We start from the raw sequence: 17,606 nt of genomic DNA, 5'->3' as shown, positions 1-17,606 counted from the left end.
ATCGACCGTGCAGTCGATCCGGCCCCGCGACGACCAGGGGACGAAGCCTCAGGCCGCCGTCGGCCCCGCTCCCAGGAGCGGCCCCAGCGCACCGCCCCGCAGCCGATCCACCAGCGGCGCGAGGCGCCCGGCGAGCACCGCCAGCACCACACCGGCCACGATGCCGACCAGCAGGCCGACCGCCACGTCATGCGGATAGTGCACGCCGATCCAGACCCGGGAAGCCGCCATCAGCGCGGCGAACAGCATCGCCACCCAGCCGAGCCGCCGGTAGGCGAAGAGCAGCGCGGTCGCGGCCGCGAAGGCGATCACCGAGTGGTTGCTCGGGAACGACCAGTCCCCCACGCCGGGGCAGGCCTCCACGGTGACCGTGTTCGGCAGCTGCTGGCACGGCCGCACCTCGTGGACCAGGCTCTTCAGCACCGAGTTGACCAGGTAGGCGACCACCACGATGACCGGTGAGGCGAGCACCCGGGCCATCACCGCCGAGTCGGCCCGGCGGGCCTGCCACCAGGCCCACAGCATGAACAGGGCGAAGAGGCCGAGACCGATGTTCGACCAGACGTCGATCACCTTGTCGAGCCAGTGCGGGGTGTCCTGGGCCCAGCCGGTGACGGTGGTGTAGAAGCCGCCGTCGATACCGCTGCCGTCGTAGGCGAGGAGGTCGGCCATCAGACCCCACCACCCTGGCGGGCCGCCCTGCGGGCGCGGAACATTTCAAGAGCAATCGGGATCACGGAGACAACTACTACCAGACCAATGATCGGCAACAAGTACCTGTCGATATCGGGAACGGACGATCCGAGCGCATAGCCGGCGAGCACCACACCGACCGACCAGACCAGGCCGCCGACCACCTGCCAGAGGGCGAAGGTGCGCTGCGGCACCTCCAGCACGCCGGCCATCGGGTTGAGCACCGTGCGCACCACCGGGATGAACCGGGCCAGCACGATGGCCTTGGCGTGGCCGTACTGCGTCAGCAGCTCCTCGGCCCGCGCGACGCCCTCCTTCAGCGCCTTGCGCTCACTGCGGGCGAGCAGTGCCCGACCGCCCCTCCTGCCGATCAGGTAGCCGACCTGCGCGCCCGCCAGCGCACCGACCACCGCGGACAGCAGCACCTGCCAGAGCACCAGGTGCGGCCCGCCGTGCGCCCCGGAGACGCAGAGCAGACCCGCCGTGAAGAGCAGCGAGTCACCGGGCAGCAGGAACCCGACCAGCAGCCCGGTCTCGGCGAAGAGGACGGCAGCGATGCCGATGGCCCCGAAGGCGGACAGCAGCGACGAGGCGTCGAGGATGTTGACCGCGAGCGCGGAGGAGGCAGCGAGCACGGTTGGCGGACCTCTCATACTGGTGGAGGCGGTCCCGCGGAACGCGCCCACCGTCTACAGTGACGTAGACGGTCTACATGACTGTAGACGACGACTGGAGGTCACGTCGACATGCCGGAACTGCCAGCCGTGCGCCGCCCGTCGGGGGAACTGGAGGCACAGGTGCTCGCCGCGCTCTGGGCAGCCGACCGGCCCCTCACCCCGCAGGACGTCCAGCTGGCCCTCGGCGGCGACCTGGCGCGGACCACCATCGCCACGATCCTGGCCCGGCTGCACGACAAGGGCACCGTGGAGCGCACCCGGGCCGGCCGCGCCTACGCCTACACCCCCACCGTGCAGGACCCGGCCGGCCTGGCGGCCCGCCGGATGCGCACCGAACTGGAGCGCGAGCAGGACCGCTCCACCGTGCTCGCCCGGTTCGTCTCCGACCTCTCCGACGACGACGAACGCCTGCTGCGCGAACTGCTCGGCGACGGGCACGGACAGCTGAACGACCCGGCGAACGCCCCGGCACCCGGAGACCCGACCGCCCCGGCGAACACCCCGGCGCCCGGAGACCCGACCGCCCCGGCGAACACCCCGGCACCCGAACACGCGAACACCCCGGCGCCCGGAGACCCGACCACCCCGGCGCCCGAACAGACGGCGAACGGCCAGGCCGACGGTCAGGGCGGCGGCCCACGATGATCGTCGCCGTCTGGGCCCCGTTCCTGGTGCCGTTCCTCGCCGCCCCCGCCGCCCGCCGACTGGCCGAGGCACTGCCGCCGCGCGCCGCCGCCTGGGTGCTGGGCTGCACCGGGGCGCTGCTGGCCGGCGCCAGCGCCGCCTCGCTCGGCCTGCTGCTGGCGGGCGGCCTGCTGCGGATCCCCGCGGTGGCCGCGCTCGCCCACATGTCGGTGCCCTGGCTGGCCGACGCCTCGCCGACCACCATGGTGCTCGCCACCCTGGCCGGGGTCGCCCTGGTGGTGACCGGCGCGCTCACCCTGCGCACCGCGCACCGCCAGTACCGCGACCTGCGCCGGGCCCGGGCCGCCCTCGGCCTGCCCCAGCCGCCCCGGCCCAGCCTGCGCGACCTGTTCGCCCCCGCCGACCACCCGCTCGCGGTGCTGGACGACGACCACGCCGACGCCTATGCGCTGCCCGGGCGCCCCGGCCGGATCGTGGTCACCACCGGCATGCTGCGCGCCCTGCCGGCTCCCGAGCGCGCCGCCCTGCTCGCCCACGAGCGCGCCCACCTGGCGTCCCGTCACCACCTCTTCCTGGCTGCCGCGGAGTACGCCGCCGTGCTGCACCCGGCGCTGCGCCGACTGCGCGCCCCGATCGGCTACCACCTGGAACGCTGGGCCGACGAGGACGCGGCCCGCTCGGTCGGCGACCGCGCGGTGACCGCCCGCGCCGTGGGCCGCGCCGCGCTGGCCGCCGCCCGCACGCCGCGCCGGCAGCACCCGCTGCTGGCCCCGGCGGCCGCCGCCGGGCCGGTGCCCCGCCGGGTGGCCGCGCTGCTCTCCCCGCGGCCCGACGGCCTGACCGCCCCGCTGCCCGGCACCGGCAACCGCCGCCGCGTGGTGGCCGCCCTCGCCCTGGCCGCCTGTCTGGCCGTCAGCGCGGCCGGTACCGTGGAGGCCACCACCGACCTGCACCGCACCGTGGAGACCGCCCAGGCGGCCGACGCGGGCGCCCGCCGGTGAGGCTCGGGCGCCACCGACCGGTGGGCCGGCAGCCGGTGGGCCACCGACCAGTGGGCCGGCAACCGGTGGGCCGGCAACCGGGTCTGCTCGCGGTCGAGCGGCCCCGGCGGTGACACGAACGGGGGACGCCGTGACCATCACCGTGCTCGGCGAGTGCGTCGCCGACGCCTTCGCCACCGACGGCCGCCCCGGCGAGCTGGCGCTGACCGTGCACCCGGGCGGCGGCCCGGCCAACACCGCCACCGCGCTCGCCCGGCTCGGCACCCGCACCAGCTTCCTGGGCCGGCTGGCCGCCGACCCGTTCGGCGCGCTCTTCCGCGACCGGCTGGCCGGCTCCGGCGTCGACCTGTCCGACTGCGTGGCCGCCGCCGAGCCCAGCACCCTGGCGATCGCCGCGCTGGACGACGAGGGGCGGGCCGGCTACACCTTCCACGCCGAGGGCACCGCCGACTTCCAGTGGCAGCCGGCCGAGTTGGCCGCCGTCGACCTGGCGAAATCCGCCGCCGTGCACACCGGCTCACTCGCCCTGGTGCGCGCCCCCGGCGCAACCGCCGTCGAAGAGTTCCTGGCCCGCGCCGGAGCGCACGCCACCGTTTCGATCGACCCCAACCTTCGACCGCTGCTGGTCGCCCCCGAACGCTACCGGGAGCGCATGGCGGCCTGGTGCGCCCTCACCGACCTGCTACGCCTGTCCGCTGACGACCTGGCGCTCCTGCACCCCGGTCGACCGGTCGCCGACGTCCTCGACCACTGGCACCAACTGGGCGTTCCGCTGATAGTCCTGACCCTCGGCGAGCAGGGAGCGCTGGCCTCCCTCCACGGCGAACGGGTGCGGATCGAGGCCGTTCCCGTCCAGGTGGTCGACACCGTCGGGGCCGGCGACGCCTTCACCGCCGGCCTGCTCCACCACCTCTCCCAAGCCGGCCTGCTGGGTGGTCGGTTGAACGCCCTGACCGTGGACCAGGTGGCCGACGCCTGCCGGTTTGCAGCCACCGTCGCCGCGCTGACCTGCTCGGTCGCCGGCCCCAATCCACCCTGGGCGGACCAGCTGACGGCCCGTTGAAGGCCGGTGGCGAAGAGTCAGCCACTGTCAATCCCCGGCACCACGTCCGAGGATCACCCGACGGACCGACGAGTCGGCCCCGTACGCTGTGGGCGACAGGGCCGGCCCGACCCTGCCCCGGCCGAAACAGACCGGTGATGTGGCAAGGGGAGCAGTCACCATGCGGAAGACCGCGCGCTCGGAGCAGTGTTCGGAGCAGAGTTCGGAGCAGAGTGACGCCGGCGCCGGTCACCCCGCCGTCCCGGTGCAGCCGCCCACCGACGAGACCCTGGAGCAGTGGGCGAACGGCGAACGCCCGACCCGCCCGATCCGCCCCGAGATCGGCGACTCCTGGGAGCGGCTGCGCCGGCTCGGGCTCGACCCCGAACGCGGCCGCGATCCGCACCACCTCGGGCCGGCCGAGATCGAGCACCGGCGCCGGGCCAGCGGTCTGGACCAGGTGATGCCCGCGCTGCGCTCCACCCTGCTCGACCCGGTCTGCGACCTGCCGCTGATCCTCGCCGTCGCGGACTCCTCCGCCACCCTGCTGTGGCACGAGAGCCCGCCCCAACTGCGGCGCAGCGCCGACCTGATCGGCTTCATGACCGGCGGCCACTGGGCCGAGGAGTCGGTCGGCACCAACGGGATCGGCACGGTGGCCCGCACCGGCCGGCCGCTGCGCGTCCAGTCCACCGAGCACTACCTGCACAACCAGCACGCCTGGACCTGCGTCGGCGCACCGGTGCGCGACCCGCGGACCGGCCGGGTCGCCGGGGTCGTCGACCTCAGTGGGCCGGCCCGCGGCGTCCATCCGCAGCTGCTGGCGCTGGCCACGACCGCCGCCCGGTTGGCCGAAACCGAGCTGCGGGCAGCGCAGTTGGAGTCGCTGCACCGGCTGCGCATGGTTGCCGAACCGATGCTGGCACAGGCCTCGGGGCCTGCGCTGGTGGTGGACCGGGACGGGTGGACGGCCGCTGCCACCGGCCTGGCCGGCCCGGTCAACCGGCTGCGGCTGCCGGCCGACGGCTGGGGCTCGACCTCGGTGCACTGGCTGCCCTCGCTGGGAGAGTGCGCGGTGGAGCCGCTGGCCGACGGCTGGCTGGTCCGACCGCTCTCCGACTCGGCCGAGGCGATCTCCGAACAGGTGCTCGACGCCCGGCTGGTGCTCGATCTGAGCAGCGCCGACCACCCCACCGTCGCGGTCCGCGGCGGCGTCGGCAACTGGTCGCACCCGCTCAGCCCGCGCCACGCCGAACTGCTGCTGCTGCTCGCCACCCACCAGGCCGGCCGGACCGCCGCGCAACTGGCCGAGGGGCTGTTCGGCGACCCGAGCAGGACCGTCACGGTACGGGCCGAACTCTCCCGGCTGCGCCGCTACCTGGGCGGGCTGCTGGAGCACCGGCCGTACCGGTTCGCCGAGTCGGTCCAGGTGGAGGTGGTCCGCCCGCGCGACGCCTACCAGTTGCTGCCGGCCTCGTCGGCGCCCGGGATCCGGCGGTTGCGGGCGCTGCTGGACGGCGGCTCGGTGCTGCTGCCGGGCTGCCGCACGGTCCACCCCGACCCCGCCGAGCCGGTGAGCCCGGCGATCCCGGGGCCCCGGCGGCTCGGCTCGGCCTGACGGAACGTCAATCCGAGTTCGGTGTCCGCCGGGATCGACATCCGTCCGGGATCGACATCCGTCCGGGATCGACACCGGATCGACATCAGTCCGGGATCGTCAGTCCAAGTCACCGATGAGCAGCGCGCTCAGCTGTTCGTCGGTGGGGCCGGCATCCGGCTCCGCGCCCTCCGGCACCTCGGCGTAGGTGCGTTCCAGCCAGTCCCGCACTCGCGGCGCCGAGGCCTCCAACAGGGCACTGCCGTAGGGCGATTCGAGGGCCAGGTGGAGCGTGGCGCCATGGCACGGGCAGTGTGCGGGCCAGAGCCGCACATCGCCCTGACCGGTCAGCCCGCGCAGCCCGTCGCGCAGCAGTTCACGGGAGAACACCCAGTCCACCTCGTCCGGCCGCCCGAGATGGAAGGTGACCAGGACCTCGTAGGGACGCTCGGGTTCGTAACGGAACCGGGTCGGCACGGTGCCCACCCGGTCGCGGCCCAGCGCGATGCGCAGGGTCAGGACCTCCTCCACCGGCAGCGCCGGGCGAGGCGGTGACTGCGGTCGGGCCCCCTGCCCGGCCGGGTACGGGGATTGGCTGCTGGCGGACAGTGGATCGCGCGGCATGGCTGCTTCTCCGGAGCGAGAGGGAACGGCTCAGCCTGGCCCGGCGGTGCAGCGGCTGGCAAAGGTTGCAAGGGGTTGCAACGGCGACCGTCAACAGCGACCGTCAACGGCAACGGTCAACGGCGACCGCCCCGGAGACGACCGGCCCCCGCACAGCGCGCGCACCCGACCCCCGCACAGCGCGCACCCGGCCCCCGCACGGTGCGCGACCGGCTCCGGTCGAACCGTCCGGTCGGAACGGAGGATCCGACCTGACGTCAGTTCGTGGGCTCCCACGGCCCGTTCGGCCCAGTGCGCCGACTTCCCAATTCGCACTGGTACCCGGTGCGTATACCCGGTGCGTAACCTGCCGCCGGTTACGCAGCGGCGCCACGCTGGTACTCTCGTCAGCCTGTTGAGGTGGCCGGACCGGTGGGTTGCGGTCCGCCGACGAGCGAGTGCAGTGGGGCAGCGGCAGCCGGACCGGGAAGGCCGGCTGGGGAGGAGAGGGATCCGGTGACGCACCGGGAGAGCGCCCCCGCGGCGGAGCGGCCGCCCGGCGAGGGGCTGACGCAGACGCTGCCGCACGGTCGGCACAGCCGGCCCAAGCCGCTCGGCGGCCAGCTGCGGCTGCCTGCGATCAAGGTCTCTGGTGCCGCGATGGCGATGTCCACCGTGGTCGGCATCAGCATCGCCACCACCTGGCTGATCTCCGCCCAGCAGCGGGTCGGTTACGGCCCCGGGATGTCGACCGTGGGCGCCACGCCCGCCGGAGGCGGCGCACCGGACGCCCCGACTCCGGCGGCGCAGCTGGCCGGTGGTGCCGCCCCGGCCGTGGGCTCCGCCAGCAGCACCGCCCCGCTGAGCTCCGGCGCCACCGTCACCGACCGGAACGGACGGGACGTCAAGCCCGGGCCGACCCAGCCCGCCGGCCGCGCTCCGGCCGGGCCCACCACGGCGGGCGGCGCGTCGACCCCGGCGGCGGCCACCCCGAGTGGTCAACCGACCGACCGGGCGGCGGTGACCGCGCCGAGCAACGGCGGCGTGACGGCCTGGCCCGCCGCCGGGCCGTCGACTCCCGCGCCCGGCGCCTCGTCGGCGGCCGAGCCCGCCGCCTCGCCGTCGGCGAGCCCGCCGCAGAGCGCCGGGCAGGCCCGGCCCACCTACCCCTCCGGCATCACGCCGGGCACGTCCGCCACGGCACCCGGGATGATGCCCGGGGTGACCCCCGGCACGGCGGGCGGCCCCGGACACGCGATCGGCTTCCACCCCGGCAGCGACGAACCGGGGTCGCCGACCGCCACCACGCCGACGCCCCCTGCCCCGACCGCCACCACGCCGACGCCGCCTGCCCCCTCCGCGCCCACGGCACCCGACACGCCCTCCGCCTCTGCACCCACGGCGCCCGCCACACCCGCGGCCCCGGCGCCCCGGACCGAGCCCGGCACCTCCCCCGACGGCACCCCCGCCGCCCCCGGCTCCCCCGCTCCCGGCTCCCCCGCCCCCGGCTCCCCCGCGCAGGCGCCCAGCCTCGCCGGCTGGGGCGGCACCGTGGCCTCCGCGGGCCTCGGCCAGCGGTACACCGTCACCCTGACCGTCACCGAGCCGCTGGCCGCCGTGGAGACCGAGCTGCGCCTGCCCCGCACCGACGCCACGGCCGGCGCGATGGTCTGGAGCACCCTGCCCGGCGCCCGGGTGACGCTGCTCCAGCGGGGTGACACGGTGGTCTACCGGTTCGCCCCGCCGCCCGGCGAGGACGTGCTGCCCGGCACCTACACCTTCACCGTGCAGGGCGCCCGCTCGGCCACCCCGGGCATCGGCGACGCGACCGGCCGCTGGACCGCCTCGGGCTTCGCCCTGCGGTTCCCACAGGCGGTGGCCGCGCACGGAGGGTTCACCGCAGCGAAACCGTGATCCTTTTCGCGGACCCACTTGGTTAGGCTGGGCGCAGACCCGCGCACCGAGGGGGCGTGCGCACATCTGCCGTGCTCCCCCTAAGCGCTGAGTCACCGCCACATGACGGAGTGCCAGAAGCACCCGCCGCCATGTCCAGGCGCCCTGCGCCGCCGAGCCGATGAGGAGGATCACGTGACCGAAGCGCTGACCCCCGGGGCCAACGCACCGCTGGCTGCCGTCCGGGTGACCGTGGAGGTGACGGCTCCTCAACGGCTCGACGTGTCAGGCCTGCTGGTCACCGCCGCCGGCAAGGTCCGCTCCGACACCGACCTGATCTACCACAACGCGCCGCACCGCTCGGGCGTCAGCCACCGCCCGGCCACCGGCGCGATCCCGGGCGCCATCACGGTGGACACCTGGGCGATCCCCGCCGACATCGCCAAGGTGGTGGTGGCGGCCGCCCTGGACGACCCGGCGGCCGTCTTCGGCGGTGCCGAGCCGACCGCCACCGTGCGGGACGCCGACACCGGCCAGGTGCTGACCACCTTCACCCCGCCCCGGCTGACCCAGGAGAAGGCCCTGGTGGTCGTGGAGCTCTACCGGCGGGGCACGGAGTGGAAGGTCCGCGCCGTCGGCCAGGGCTACGCCGACGGCATGGCCGGCATCGCCGACGACTTCGGCGTCACCGTCGACCGGCCGCCCCGCACCGCGCCGCCGACCCCCGCGTACGCCCCGGCGGCTCCCGACGCTCCCCCGCAGCCCGCCGAACCGCCCCGGGTGACCCTGGACAAGGGCCGGGTCAGCCTGGTCAAGGGCGGCTCCGTGTCGCTGGTCAAGAACGGCGGCCCGGTGCTCAGCTCGGTCCGGATGGCGCTGGGCTGGCAGCCCGCCCGCCGGGGCCGCAACATCGACCTGGACGCCTCCTGCATCGCCTTCGACGCCCGGCGCGAGCGCCTGGAGACCGTCTGGTTCATGAAGCTGAACGTCTTCAACGGCGCGATCCAGCACACCGGCGACAGCCTGACCGGCCGCGGGGGCGGCGATGACGAGGCCATCGACGTGCACCTCGACGGACTGCCACCCGAGGTGTGCGGGCTGGTGTTCGTGGTCAACTCGTTCTCCGGCCAGCGCTTCACCGAGGTCCGGGACGCCTACTGCCGCCTGCTGGACGCCGTCACCGGCGAGGAACTGGTCCGCTTCGACCTGACCACCGCCGAGCCCGCCACCGGCGTGGTGATGTGCAAGCTGGTCCGCCAGTACTCGGGTGAGTGGGTCATGACGGCCCTGGGCCACTACGTCGACGCCCAGACCGCCCGCGGAATGGTGAAACCGTCGGCCGCGCTCCTCTAGCCACCCGGTAACATTGGTTGCTTGTGCCCGTCCGGCGACCCGAGGTCAGTGAGAAGTGAGCCAGCCGCAGTCCATCACCACCGCGCAGGTCATCGACGAGGCCGGCCGCCGGCGGACCTTCGCCGTGATCAGTCACCCCGACGCCGGTAAGTCCACGCTGACCGAGGCGCTGGCCCTGCACGCCCGGGCGATCAACTCGGCCGGCGCCGTGCACGGCAAGGGCGACCGGCGCGGCGTCACCAGCGACTGGATGGAGCTGGAGCGCGAGCGTGGCATCTCCGTCACCTCCGCCGCGCTGCAGTTCGGCTACCGCGGCCAGGTGATGAACCTGGTCGACACCCCCGGTCACGCCGACTTCTCCGAGGACACCTACCGGGTGCTCTCCGCCGTCGACTGCGCGATCATGCTGGTCGACGCGGCCAAGGGTCTCGAGGAGCAGACCCGCAAGCTGTTCGCGGTCTGCCGGCACCGCGGCGTCCCGGTGATCACCTTCATCAACAAGTGGGACCGCCGCGGCCGCGAGTCACTGGCCCTGCTGGACGACATCGAGAACGTCCTCGGCATCACCCCGGTCCCCCAGGTCTGGCCGGTCGGCCCGGCCGGCAACTTCCGCGGCATCGTGCAGGCCTCGGACACCGACCGGATGCTGCGCTACACCAAGGTGCCCAGCGGCACCCACATCGCGCAGGAGGAGACCCTCTCCGCCGCCGAGGCCGCCGAGCAGGAGGGCGAGCTCTGGGAGACCGCCCTGGAGGAGCTGGAGCTGGCGCTCAGCTCCGGTCCCGGCTACGAGCAGGATGCCTTCCAGGAGGGCAAGATCACGCCGGTCTTCTTCGGCGCCGCGCTCACCAACATCGGCGTCAAGCTGCTGCTCGACGCGGTGGTCGACCTCGCCCCGGCGCCCGGCGCCCGCCCGCTGGCGGACGGCGGCGCGCGCGAGGTGACCGACGAGTTCTCCGGCGTGGTCTTCAAGATCCAGGCCAACATGGACCCGGCGCACCGCGACCGGATCGCCTTCGTGCGGGTCTGCTCCGGCGTGTTCGAGCGCGGCATGAACGTCACCCGGGCCGCCAGCGGCCGCTCCTTCGCCACCAAGTACGCCTCCACCGTCTTCGGCGCCGAGCGCACCGTGGTCGACACCGCCTTCCCCGGCGACGTGGTCGGCCTGATCAACGCCAGCGCCCTGCGCGTCGGCGACACCCTCTACACCGGCAGGAAGGTGACCTTCCCACCGCTGCCGGCCTTCGCCCCGGAGTACTTCGCGGTGGCCCGGCCCAAGGACATCTCCCGCTCCAAGCAGTTCCGCCGCGGCGTCTCCCAGCTCGACGAGGAGGGCGTGGTCCAGGTGCTGGTCTCCGACCGCCGCGGCGACCAGGCCCCGGTGATGGCCGCCGTCGGCCCGATGCAGTTCGACGTCGTGCTGCACCGCATGGAGCACGAGTTCTCCTCCCCCATCACCCTGGACCGCCTCTCCTACCGCCTGGCCCGTGTCACCGATGCCGAGGGGCAGGCCGAGCTCGCCAAGGCCCGCCTGACCGACGCCGAGGTCCTCACCCGCCGCTCCGACGAGGCCCTCCTCGCCCTCTTCGCCGACAAGTGGCACCTCAACGCCTTCCAGCGCGCCAAGCCCGACATCCGTCTCGACCCGCTGATCGCCACGGCGGACTGACCGCGGCCCTCCCTGAAGCCCGGCGCACGGCGTGCGCCGGGCTTCACGCCGTTGTCGGCCGGTGCCGCCTGCCCAGCGGCGTCAACTCGCTTCGTGGACGCACCCACGATGGGGTGAAGTACCCCGCCATGCTCCTTCTGCGGCTGCCCGGCCCGGCTAGCCTGTGCTTCACGCAGGGAAGGGGGCATCATGAGTGCCATGACGCACGACTACCAGGGTCCGGCAATGCCCGCGCAGGAGGAGATCCTGCTGGAGGCGTTCCTCAGCCTGGCCACCCCCGAGGGCTTCCGAGCCGAGCTCATCGAGGGAGAGATCATCGTGTCACCACCGCCGGACGGAGACCACGAGGACGCCATCGGTCTTCTGATCGATCAGATCGCGCAGGGCTCCGCAACGCGGATGCAGGTGTCCGGCGGCAAGGGCCTGCGGCTCCCGCGAGGCGGCCGCTGCCCCAAGAACCACGTCATCCCCGACGCCACCTTCGCCCCTCTCGAACGCCGCCTCTTCCGCGGCGCCCCGCCCTGGATGGACCCCGACGGCGTGGCCATGGTCGTCGAAGTGACCTCCGGCAAGCCCCTCCAGGACAGGTTCGCCAAGCGCCACTGCTACGCGCTCGCCGGGATCCCGCTCTACCTCCTGATCGACCGCGAGGAGTCCCGGATCACGCTCTTCTCCGCCCCCGAGGGTGACGACTACAGCGAGTCCCAGAGCGTCGCCTTCGGCAAGCCGCTCGCCCTCCCCGAGCCGTTCGCCTTCGAGCTGCGCACCGACGACTTCCTCTGACCTCTGGCGAGGTGGCAGGCAACCCGTTCGGGCAGGGCTGGTGGGTAACCGCCCATCAGCCCGTGGCTGTCGTACGGTAGCCGGGCACCCCGTGAAGGACACGTTGAGCACAGCAGCAGATCACACCGAGGAACTCATCCCTCGGCCTCCGAAGACACCCGCGGCGCTGAAGGCTGCCCTGGCGGTCGTTGCTCCGAGCCTCCTGGCGAAGATGCAGGCCGACGAAGATGCAGGCCGACTTGGAGAAGGCGTTCAATCGAGCTGCCGAGTTGGACAGCCTCACTCCGGTCCGTGCCTACCTCGCGCATTGGTCCGCGGTGGTCGAGATCGAGCGGTTCCCTGACACGGCGCGGCAGTACCACCGGAGCCTCTACCTGGCGCACCGAGCCGAGAGCCCGGAGGAAGTCCGCGAGCACCTGACCGTCTCCAGCGAGATCCTCCGGCCGTCCACGCAGGCGGTCCCGCGTGGACGGCCGACGGCCGAAGGTCCCTCCACCATCACCGGGCTGCCGACTCCTCCCTGAACCGGCAACCGTGCCCTCGGGGAAGCGAACGTGCCCCCGGGGCTGCCCCTCCGTACCTTTTCCGGACAGCTGCCGCCCCGGTAGAACGAGCGGGCAGCCTGGAGGAAGAGGCGGACATGCACGCGAAGGAACAGCCGGAGAAGCACCCCAGCCAACGACGCCAGCCGACCGCGGCGCGTCAGGAGCTCGAAGAACTACGGCCCACCGGCGGGGAGTTGTCCCCGGAAGCGGTCGCGTCGCTGCAACGGACCGTCGGAAACGCGGTGGTGGCACGGATGATCGAGGAGCGGCGCGGCGGTAGCGCCTCGGCCGTGCAGCGGTCCGCGGTGCACGGCGTGCTGCGCTCGGCCGGGCAGCCGCTGGACGAACCGCTGCGCACCGAGATGGAGGCGCGCCTGGGCGCGGACTTCTCCGACGTCCGCATCCACACGGGCAGTTCGGCCCGCGCGTCCGCCGCCGAGGTGGGCGCACGCGCCTACACCAGCGGCAACCACATCGTCATCGGGGACGGTGGCGCCGACAAGCACACCCTCGCGCACGAACTCACCCACGTCATCCAGCAGCGGCAAGGGCCGGTCGCCGGCACCGACAACGGTGACGGGCTGCGCATCTCCGACCCCGCCGACCGCTTCGAACGAGCGGCCGAGGCCAACGCGACCAGGGTCATGCAGCGCCGAGTCGAGCACTCCGACGAGGCCCACGAGGGCGGAGCCTCCCAGACCACCCGGGCGGCAACCGGCGGTGGCCAAGTCGTCCAGCGCTACACCAACGCCCAGGATCCGACCCTCGGCAACATCCTTGTCTCCCAGAACGGGAGCTTCGTGATCCAGCCCGACGCACAGAGCGTCTGGGTCCGCGACGACGTTCCGGCCGGCCAACTCGCCACCGCGCTGCAGTCAAGGAACCAGCAGGCGCAGATCAACGGGCAGACGTACAACCGCTATTGGCTCGGTGGCCCGATCCTGCTCGACTGCCTGCACGCCGCCGAGGAGATCATCAACAACCGGGTGGGCCAACTTGGCTGGGGCCAGGGCGAGTACAGCAACATCAACATCACCAAGAAGGGCAACGTCGTCACCGAGGCGTTCGGCGTGTCGGACTCTTCCAACCGGCGGCAGGCCCGAGCCTTCGCCGGTGCCCGCAACGAGGCGGCCGACCCGCAGCCCGGCGAGGCCTTCGTGATCGTCGCGACCAAGCCGAACGGCACGGAGATGAGCCAGTTCCACGCCGCCGCCGTGGTCGCACGCGACGGCCAGGACTGCGTCACCTTGGAGGTCTGGTCCGACAACGGCAACCCGCCGGCCCAGGGTGCCGCCAACGCCGCGATGTACACCGTGGCGGACCTCGCGAGGTCCTTCCACAGCGCCTACGGCGGCGACGGCGCCTACTTCGGGGAGGTCGGACCCATCACCGTGGTCGTCCAGCCCGCAGGGGTGTAGCCCGTACGGCTGTAGCCCCTGCTGCAGCCCGGGCGGCATCACCCTCCGGCGCCCGCCAGCCGCACCCGTTCCCGCCAACCGAGGCGCCCGGGTGCGGCGGGCTCCGGCGATGGCGCCGCCGCCGCTGCCGCTGCCGCGCAACGGCACCCGGGGCAGCGCTCCTCGTCCGCGACCACCCGGAACCCCCGATCGCAGCCCGTACACATCGCCAGTTTCAACGGCTTCCGGTCGGCCTCGTCCTCGGGCATCTTCTCCCGCAGCCGGTGCCGCACCAGCGCCACCGCAGACTTCACCGGCACCGGGAGCCCGGAGCTCAGCGCATGCTTCAACCCCGCCTCACTGACGCCCCTGGCCAGCCACTCGGCGGCCAGCGGCGCCAGCCGGGCCGCCTCCGCCGACCCGAGCACCAGCCGCTCGTCCACCTGGCGCAGCGACAGCAGCACCCGCTCCGCCGCCTGGACGTCCAGCCCGGCGCCCGGGACCGGGTGGGGGGAGGACGTCTGCTCCCCCAGTCTTCCTTCCGTAGGGAGGGCGGTGCCGGGTGACGGAACGTCGGCCCGACCGACCTTCCGTGTTCCGGCACCCGGTGCACCGCCGGCGCCGCCGACGCCGCCGACTCTCCGCCGCTCGGCGAAGATGCCCTCCGCCTCCTCCGCCCGCAGCGGCACGCTCGACACCAGCGACTCCGAGCGCACCTGCCCGGCCGCGTTGCGCCACTTGGTGCTGTGCAGCAGCCCCTTCTTCCCCAACTGCCGCCGCGCTCGGTCGGCGGTGATCCGCCCACCCGTCAACCCGGCGGCCAACTCCGTCACCGTCGTCTTCCGCGCCGCCGCGTCCGACAGCGCCAGCGCCCGGACGAGCAGCCGGAACGCAGCATCTGACAGCTCGTCATCCCAGATGTGCACATTGGCGATCTGCGTGAACCCGCGCGCGGGCGCGATAACATTCCTCAGCATCCTCAGTGGCTCCTGACCACTCTGCGGATGAAGAGCCCGGCCAGGTGCGTCAACACCTGCCCGGGCTCGCCCCTTTCCTGCCAGGGGCGACCCGTTCCACTTGCGCACGCTACACCTCCCCCGCCCCGCCGAACGACCCTCAGCGATCGCGCGGCCACCCTGCGCAACCATCGAACGCGCCCCATGCGCCCCCGCAAACGCCCACCGGCACCGTCAGCCGGCACCGTCAGCCGATGAAGGCTGACGTCACCCGGTCCTTGACGACCGTGACACGCACCCTGGAGCTTCGGAACTCATAGGTGAACGGCCCCGAGCTCACCCCGTCCTGACTGAGCACCATCAGTTCCCGGTGCTCCTTGGACGCCTGCGCCCGAGCGGCCTCCAGCGTCAGCCCGACGTACTGGCAAGACCGCGCATCCAGGTCCAGGCCCGGGCCGAGTCCTCCCGGTGGCGACGCGGCCACGCAGGTCGGTCCCGTGGGCGCGGCGGCCGGCTGCGTCGACACCGAGGCGACCGTCGAACGAGCCGTCGAACCCTCGGCGGCCTGGACCGTGACCACCACTCCGGCGGCGAGGCAGCCGACCGCGAGCCCGAGTGCGCCACCGCGCACCCGCCGACGCCTCCTGACCCGCACGGTGACGTCCGCCAGGCTCACGTCGAGTGGCCCGGCCTGGTCCGCCGCGTCGAGCAGCAGCTGCTTGACCACGTCCGGCTCATTCGCCACGTCCGGCTCATTCGCCATGTCCGTCTCCCTCCAGGTTGGTGAGCACCAGGGCCTTGCCGAGCCGGGCGACGGCCTCACTGAGGTGCCGCTTGACCGTCCCCGCGCTACACCCCAGCCGGTCGGCCACCTCGGCGACCGGCAGGTCCTCGTAGAAGCGCAGGACCACGCAGGCCCGTTGGCGCGGCGAGAGCGTGCCGAGCGCGCTGACGACGTCCAGCCGGTCGCCGCTGCCGGCGGTGAAATCGTCGGTCGCGGCGGGCGTCGCCAGGCGTGGCAGCAGGCTCGTCCAGCGGCCCCGGCGTCGGTAATGGTCGAGGTAGCGGTTCAGCATGACGCGACGGACGTAGCGCTCAGCGGATGCGACGTCCCAACTCCGCCGCGGCTGGGCGAACACCCGGACCAGGGCGTCCTGCACCAGATCGTCGGCCTCCGCACGGTCACCGCACAGCAGGAATCCGTACCGCTTCAACGCGGATGCCCTGGCCTGCACGAGCTCGCCGGCGACGTCATGCCAGTCCACCCCTCACCTCTTCCATCTCTTCCTCCACGGTCCACCGACTCCCACGAACGACCACCCCCGTTCGTTGGGGCCACCTCCTGCCGAAACCGTGGTCTTCCCGGCTTCCCGCCTTCCCGCCTTCCCGCCTTCCCGCCTTCCCGCTGTCAGGCGACGGGGGCCGGGGCAGGGATCGGTGTCCCCGGGTGTCAGCCCATCCCGGGGACCAGTGCCGCGGCCACCGGGGACAGGTCCGGGAGGCCGCCGGTGCTGTCGTCCGCGTGCAGGGAGAGCGTCAGGTCGCCGCGGCGCACCAGGCGCGCCGGTCCTGGGACGAGTGGGGCGATCCCCCCTCAGCCCACCGCCCGCTTCACCAACTCGGCGATCCGCTCCTCCACTTCGGGCGTCACCTGGGACAGGGCGAACCCGGCCGCCCACATCGGGCCCTCGTCCAGCCGCGCCTGGTCGCTGAACCCGAGCGTCGCATAACGCGCCTTGAACTTCTCCGCGCTCTGGAAGAAGCAGACGATCTTGCCGTCCAGCGCGTAGGAGGGCATCCCGTACCAGAGCTTCGGTGCGAGGGCCGGGGCGCTGGCGGTGATGACGGCATGGACGCGCTCGGCCATGATCCGGTCCGAGTCCTGCATCTCCGCGATCTTCGCGAGCACGTCCCGCTCGGCCTCCGCCGCCTTATCCGCGCGGGAGTTGCGGCGGGCGGCCTTCTTCAACTCCTGGGCGTGGTCCTTCATCGCGGCCCGCTCCTCGGCCGTGAACCCCTCGTGCTTGCCGTTCTCGCTGCTGCTCATTGGAAGTTCCCCGTTCATGATCGACGATCTCAGGTGCGGACGAGTCTGGCGGCTCAGCGCGCGGCTGCCAACGATGCGGTGACGTCCCAGGCGAACCCGTCCGGGTCGGCGAACGGCCCGGCGGTGCTACCGATCACCAGCCCGTGCGGCCCGCACCGTCGGGAGCGACACCGACGTCCTTGGCCAGGGTGCGGCGCCGGTACAGCGCCAACTTCAGTGAGCCGGTGGCGAATTCGACGTAACGACTGCCGAAGCTCTTCGCCACCGTGAAGCCGCGCTCGACGTAGAACCGCTTGCTCGCGGCCACGTCCTCGACACCCAGCAGCAGCACCATGTCGTCGATCTGCCGGGTGGCCGGGCCGGTGTCCTTCTTCGCCGAGGTCGCGACCTTCCAGATCGCCCCGTCCGGGGCCTGCACGACACCGCCGTAGCCCCAGAGCGACTTCGCGGCGGGCTTGAGCGTGGTGGCGCCGGCTTGGAGGGCGACGCCGATGAAGGCGTTGACGTCGGCCGGCTGCGAAACCGTGAGGGCGAGCGTGAAACCGCGGAAGCCGGTCGTCGGTGCCTCCGAGGCCCGCACCCGGACCTGGCCCTCCAGGCCGAAGGCGGCGGCATAGAAACGGGCGGCAGCTGCCGGGTCGGCCGCGTCGAGGGTGATGGATTCGATGTTTGCCATTGGTAGTTGGAGGCGCGGTGCCCTGCCGC

16 protein-coding genes and 2 pseudogenes are annotated in these 17,606 nt (G+C 73.2%); 10 read left to right on the top strand and 8 right to left on the bottom strand.

What is annotated here, in order from left to right; all coding sequences use genetic code 11:
- Positions 1-48: 48 nt before the first annotated feature.
- Both LN042_RS35510 and LN042_RS35505 read right to left on the bottom strand, forming a co-directional pair.
- Positions 49-672, bottom strand: coding sequence for a phosphatase PAP2 family protein (locus tag LN042_RS35510; RefSeq protein ID WP_230055592.1), 624 nt, complete (start codon positions 670-672; stop codon positions 49-51).
- Positions 672-1,346 (bottom strand): DedA family protein, encoded by a 675-nt coding sequence (locus LN042_RS35505; protein WP_230055591.1) that lies wholly within the window; start codon positions 1,344-1,346, stop codon positions 672-674. The genes LN042_RS35510 and LN042_RS35505 overlap by 1 nt, the downstream gene beginning before the upstream one ends.
- A gap of 93 nt (positions 1,347-1,439) precedes the next feature.
- Between LN042_RS35505 and LN042_RS35500 the strand changes: the two are divergent.
- From LN042_RS35500 to LN042_RS35485, 4 genes and pseudogenes are all read left to right on the top strand, one after another.
- A pseudogene (locus LN042_RS35500) lies at positions 1,440-1,805 on the top strand (BlaI/MecI/CopY family transcriptional regulator); the annotation flags it as partial.
- Between the two features lie 206 nt (positions 1,806-2,011).
- Complete coding sequence (locus tag LN042_RS37545; RefSeq protein ID WP_283844017.1) at positions 2,012-3,016, top strand: M56 family metallopeptidase; 1,005 nt, start codon at positions 2,012-2,014, stop codon at positions 3,014-3,016.
- A gap of 130 nt (positions 3,017-3,146) precedes the next feature.
- Entirely contained in the window at positions 3,147-4,079 is a 933-nt protein-coding gene (locus LN042_RS35490) for a carbohydrate kinase family protein (protein ID WP_230055590.1), read from the top strand.
- A 160-nt stretch (positions 4,080-4,239) separates the two neighbouring features.
- Positions 4,240-5,676 carry a helix-turn-helix domain-containing protein gene (locus LN042_RS35485; protein ID WP_230055589.1) on the top strand — a complete coding sequence of 479 codons (1,437 nt, stop codon included), beginning with the start codon at positions 4,240-4,242 and terminating at the stop codon, positions 5,674-5,676.
- 99 nt (positions 5,677-5,775) lie between these two features.
- Here the strand turns inward: LN042_RS35485 and LN042_RS35480 are convergent, their stop codons facing one another.
- Positions 5,776-6,279, bottom strand: a complete 504-nt coding sequence (locus tag LN042_RS35480; RefSeq protein ID WP_230055588.1) for an SsgA family sporulation/cell division regulator — start codon at positions 6,277-6,279, stop codon at positions 5,776-5,778.
- 495 nt (positions 6,280-6,774) lie between these two features.
- Between LN042_RS35480 and LN042_RS35475 the strand changes: the two genes are divergently transcribed.
- The 6 genes from LN042_RS35475 to LN042_RS35450 all read left to right on the top strand — a co-directional run bounded on the left by LN042_RS35475 (position 6,775) and on the right by LN042_RS35450 (position 13,919).
- A complete protein-coding gene (locus tag LN042_RS35475) occupies positions 6,775-8,172 on the top strand; it encodes a hypothetical protein (protein ID WP_230055587.1) in 1,398 nt (465 codons plus the stop codon).
- Positions 8,173-8,358: 186 nt separating this feature from the next.
- Positions 8,359-9,504: a TerD family protein gene (locus LN042_RS35470; protein ID WP_230055593.1), complete on the top strand. Its 1,146-nt coding sequence runs from the start codon at positions 8,359-8,361 to the stop codon at positions 9,502-9,504.
- Positions 9,505-9,559: 55 nt separating this feature from the next.
- Entirely contained in the window at positions 9,560-11,173 is a 1,614-nt protein-coding gene (locus LN042_RS35465; RefSeq protein ID WP_230055586.1) for a peptide chain release factor 3, read from the top strand.
- Between the two features lie 189 nt (positions 11,174-11,362).
- Positions 11,363-11,956, top strand: coding sequence for a Uma2 family endonuclease (locus LN042_RS35460; RefSeq protein ID WP_230055585.1), 594 nt, complete (start codon positions 11,363-11,365; stop codon positions 11,954-11,956).
- Between the two features lie 227 nt (positions 11,957-12,183).
- Entirely contained in the window at positions 12,184-12,480 is a 297-nt protein-coding gene (locus LN042_RS35455) for a hypothetical protein (protein WP_230055584.1), read from the top strand.
- 116 nt (positions 12,481-12,596) lie between these two features.
- Complete coding sequence (locus tag LN042_RS35450; RefSeq protein ID WP_230055583.1) at positions 12,597-13,919, top strand: eCIS core domain-containing protein; 1,323 nt, start codon at positions 12,597-12,599, stop codon at positions 13,917-13,919.
- A gap of 38 nt (positions 13,920-13,957) precedes the next feature.
- Here LN042_RS35450 and LN042_RS35445 read toward each other — a convergent pair whose 3' ends face one another.
- The 5 genes and pseudogenes from LN042_RS35445 to LN042_RS35425 form a co-directional block, all read right to left on the bottom strand.
- Positions 13,958-14,875: a hypothetical protein gene (locus LN042_RS35445; RefSeq protein ID WP_230055582.1), complete on the bottom strand. Its 918-nt coding sequence runs from the start codon at positions 14,873-14,875 to the stop codon at positions 13,958-13,960.
- 226 nt (positions 14,876-15,101) lie between these two features.
- Positions 15,102-15,617, bottom strand: coding sequence for a hypothetical protein (locus LN042_RS35440; protein ID WP_230055581.1), 516 nt, complete (start codon positions 15,615-15,617; stop codon positions 15,102-15,104).
- Positions 15,607-16,119: an RNA polymerase sigma factor gene (locus LN042_RS35435; protein WP_230055580.1), complete on the bottom strand. Its 513-nt coding sequence runs from the start codon at positions 16,117-16,119 to the stop codon at positions 15,607-15,609. Before LN042_RS35435 ends, LN042_RS35440 begins: the two co-directional genes overlap by 11 nt.
- A gap of 329 nt (positions 16,120-16,448) precedes the next feature.
- The gene (locus LN042_RS35430; protein WP_230055579.1) at positions 16,449-16,901 is read right to left on the bottom strand and encodes an iron chaperone; all 453 of its coding nucleotides are present in this window, start codon (positions 16,899-16,901) and stop codon (positions 16,449-16,451) included.
- Between the two features lie 53 nt (positions 16,902-16,954).
- Positions 16,955-17,577 (bottom strand): annotated as a pseudogene (locus LN042_RS35425) (glyoxalase).
- Positions 17,578-17,606 lie beyond the last annotated feature (29 nt).

The organism is Kitasatospora humi, assembly GCF_020907985.1.
GTDB lineage: Bacteria > Actinomycetota > Actinomycetes > Streptomycetales > Streptomycetaceae > Kitasatospora > Kitasatospora humi.
This window is presented reverse-complemented; position numbering and strand designations above follow the sequence as displayed.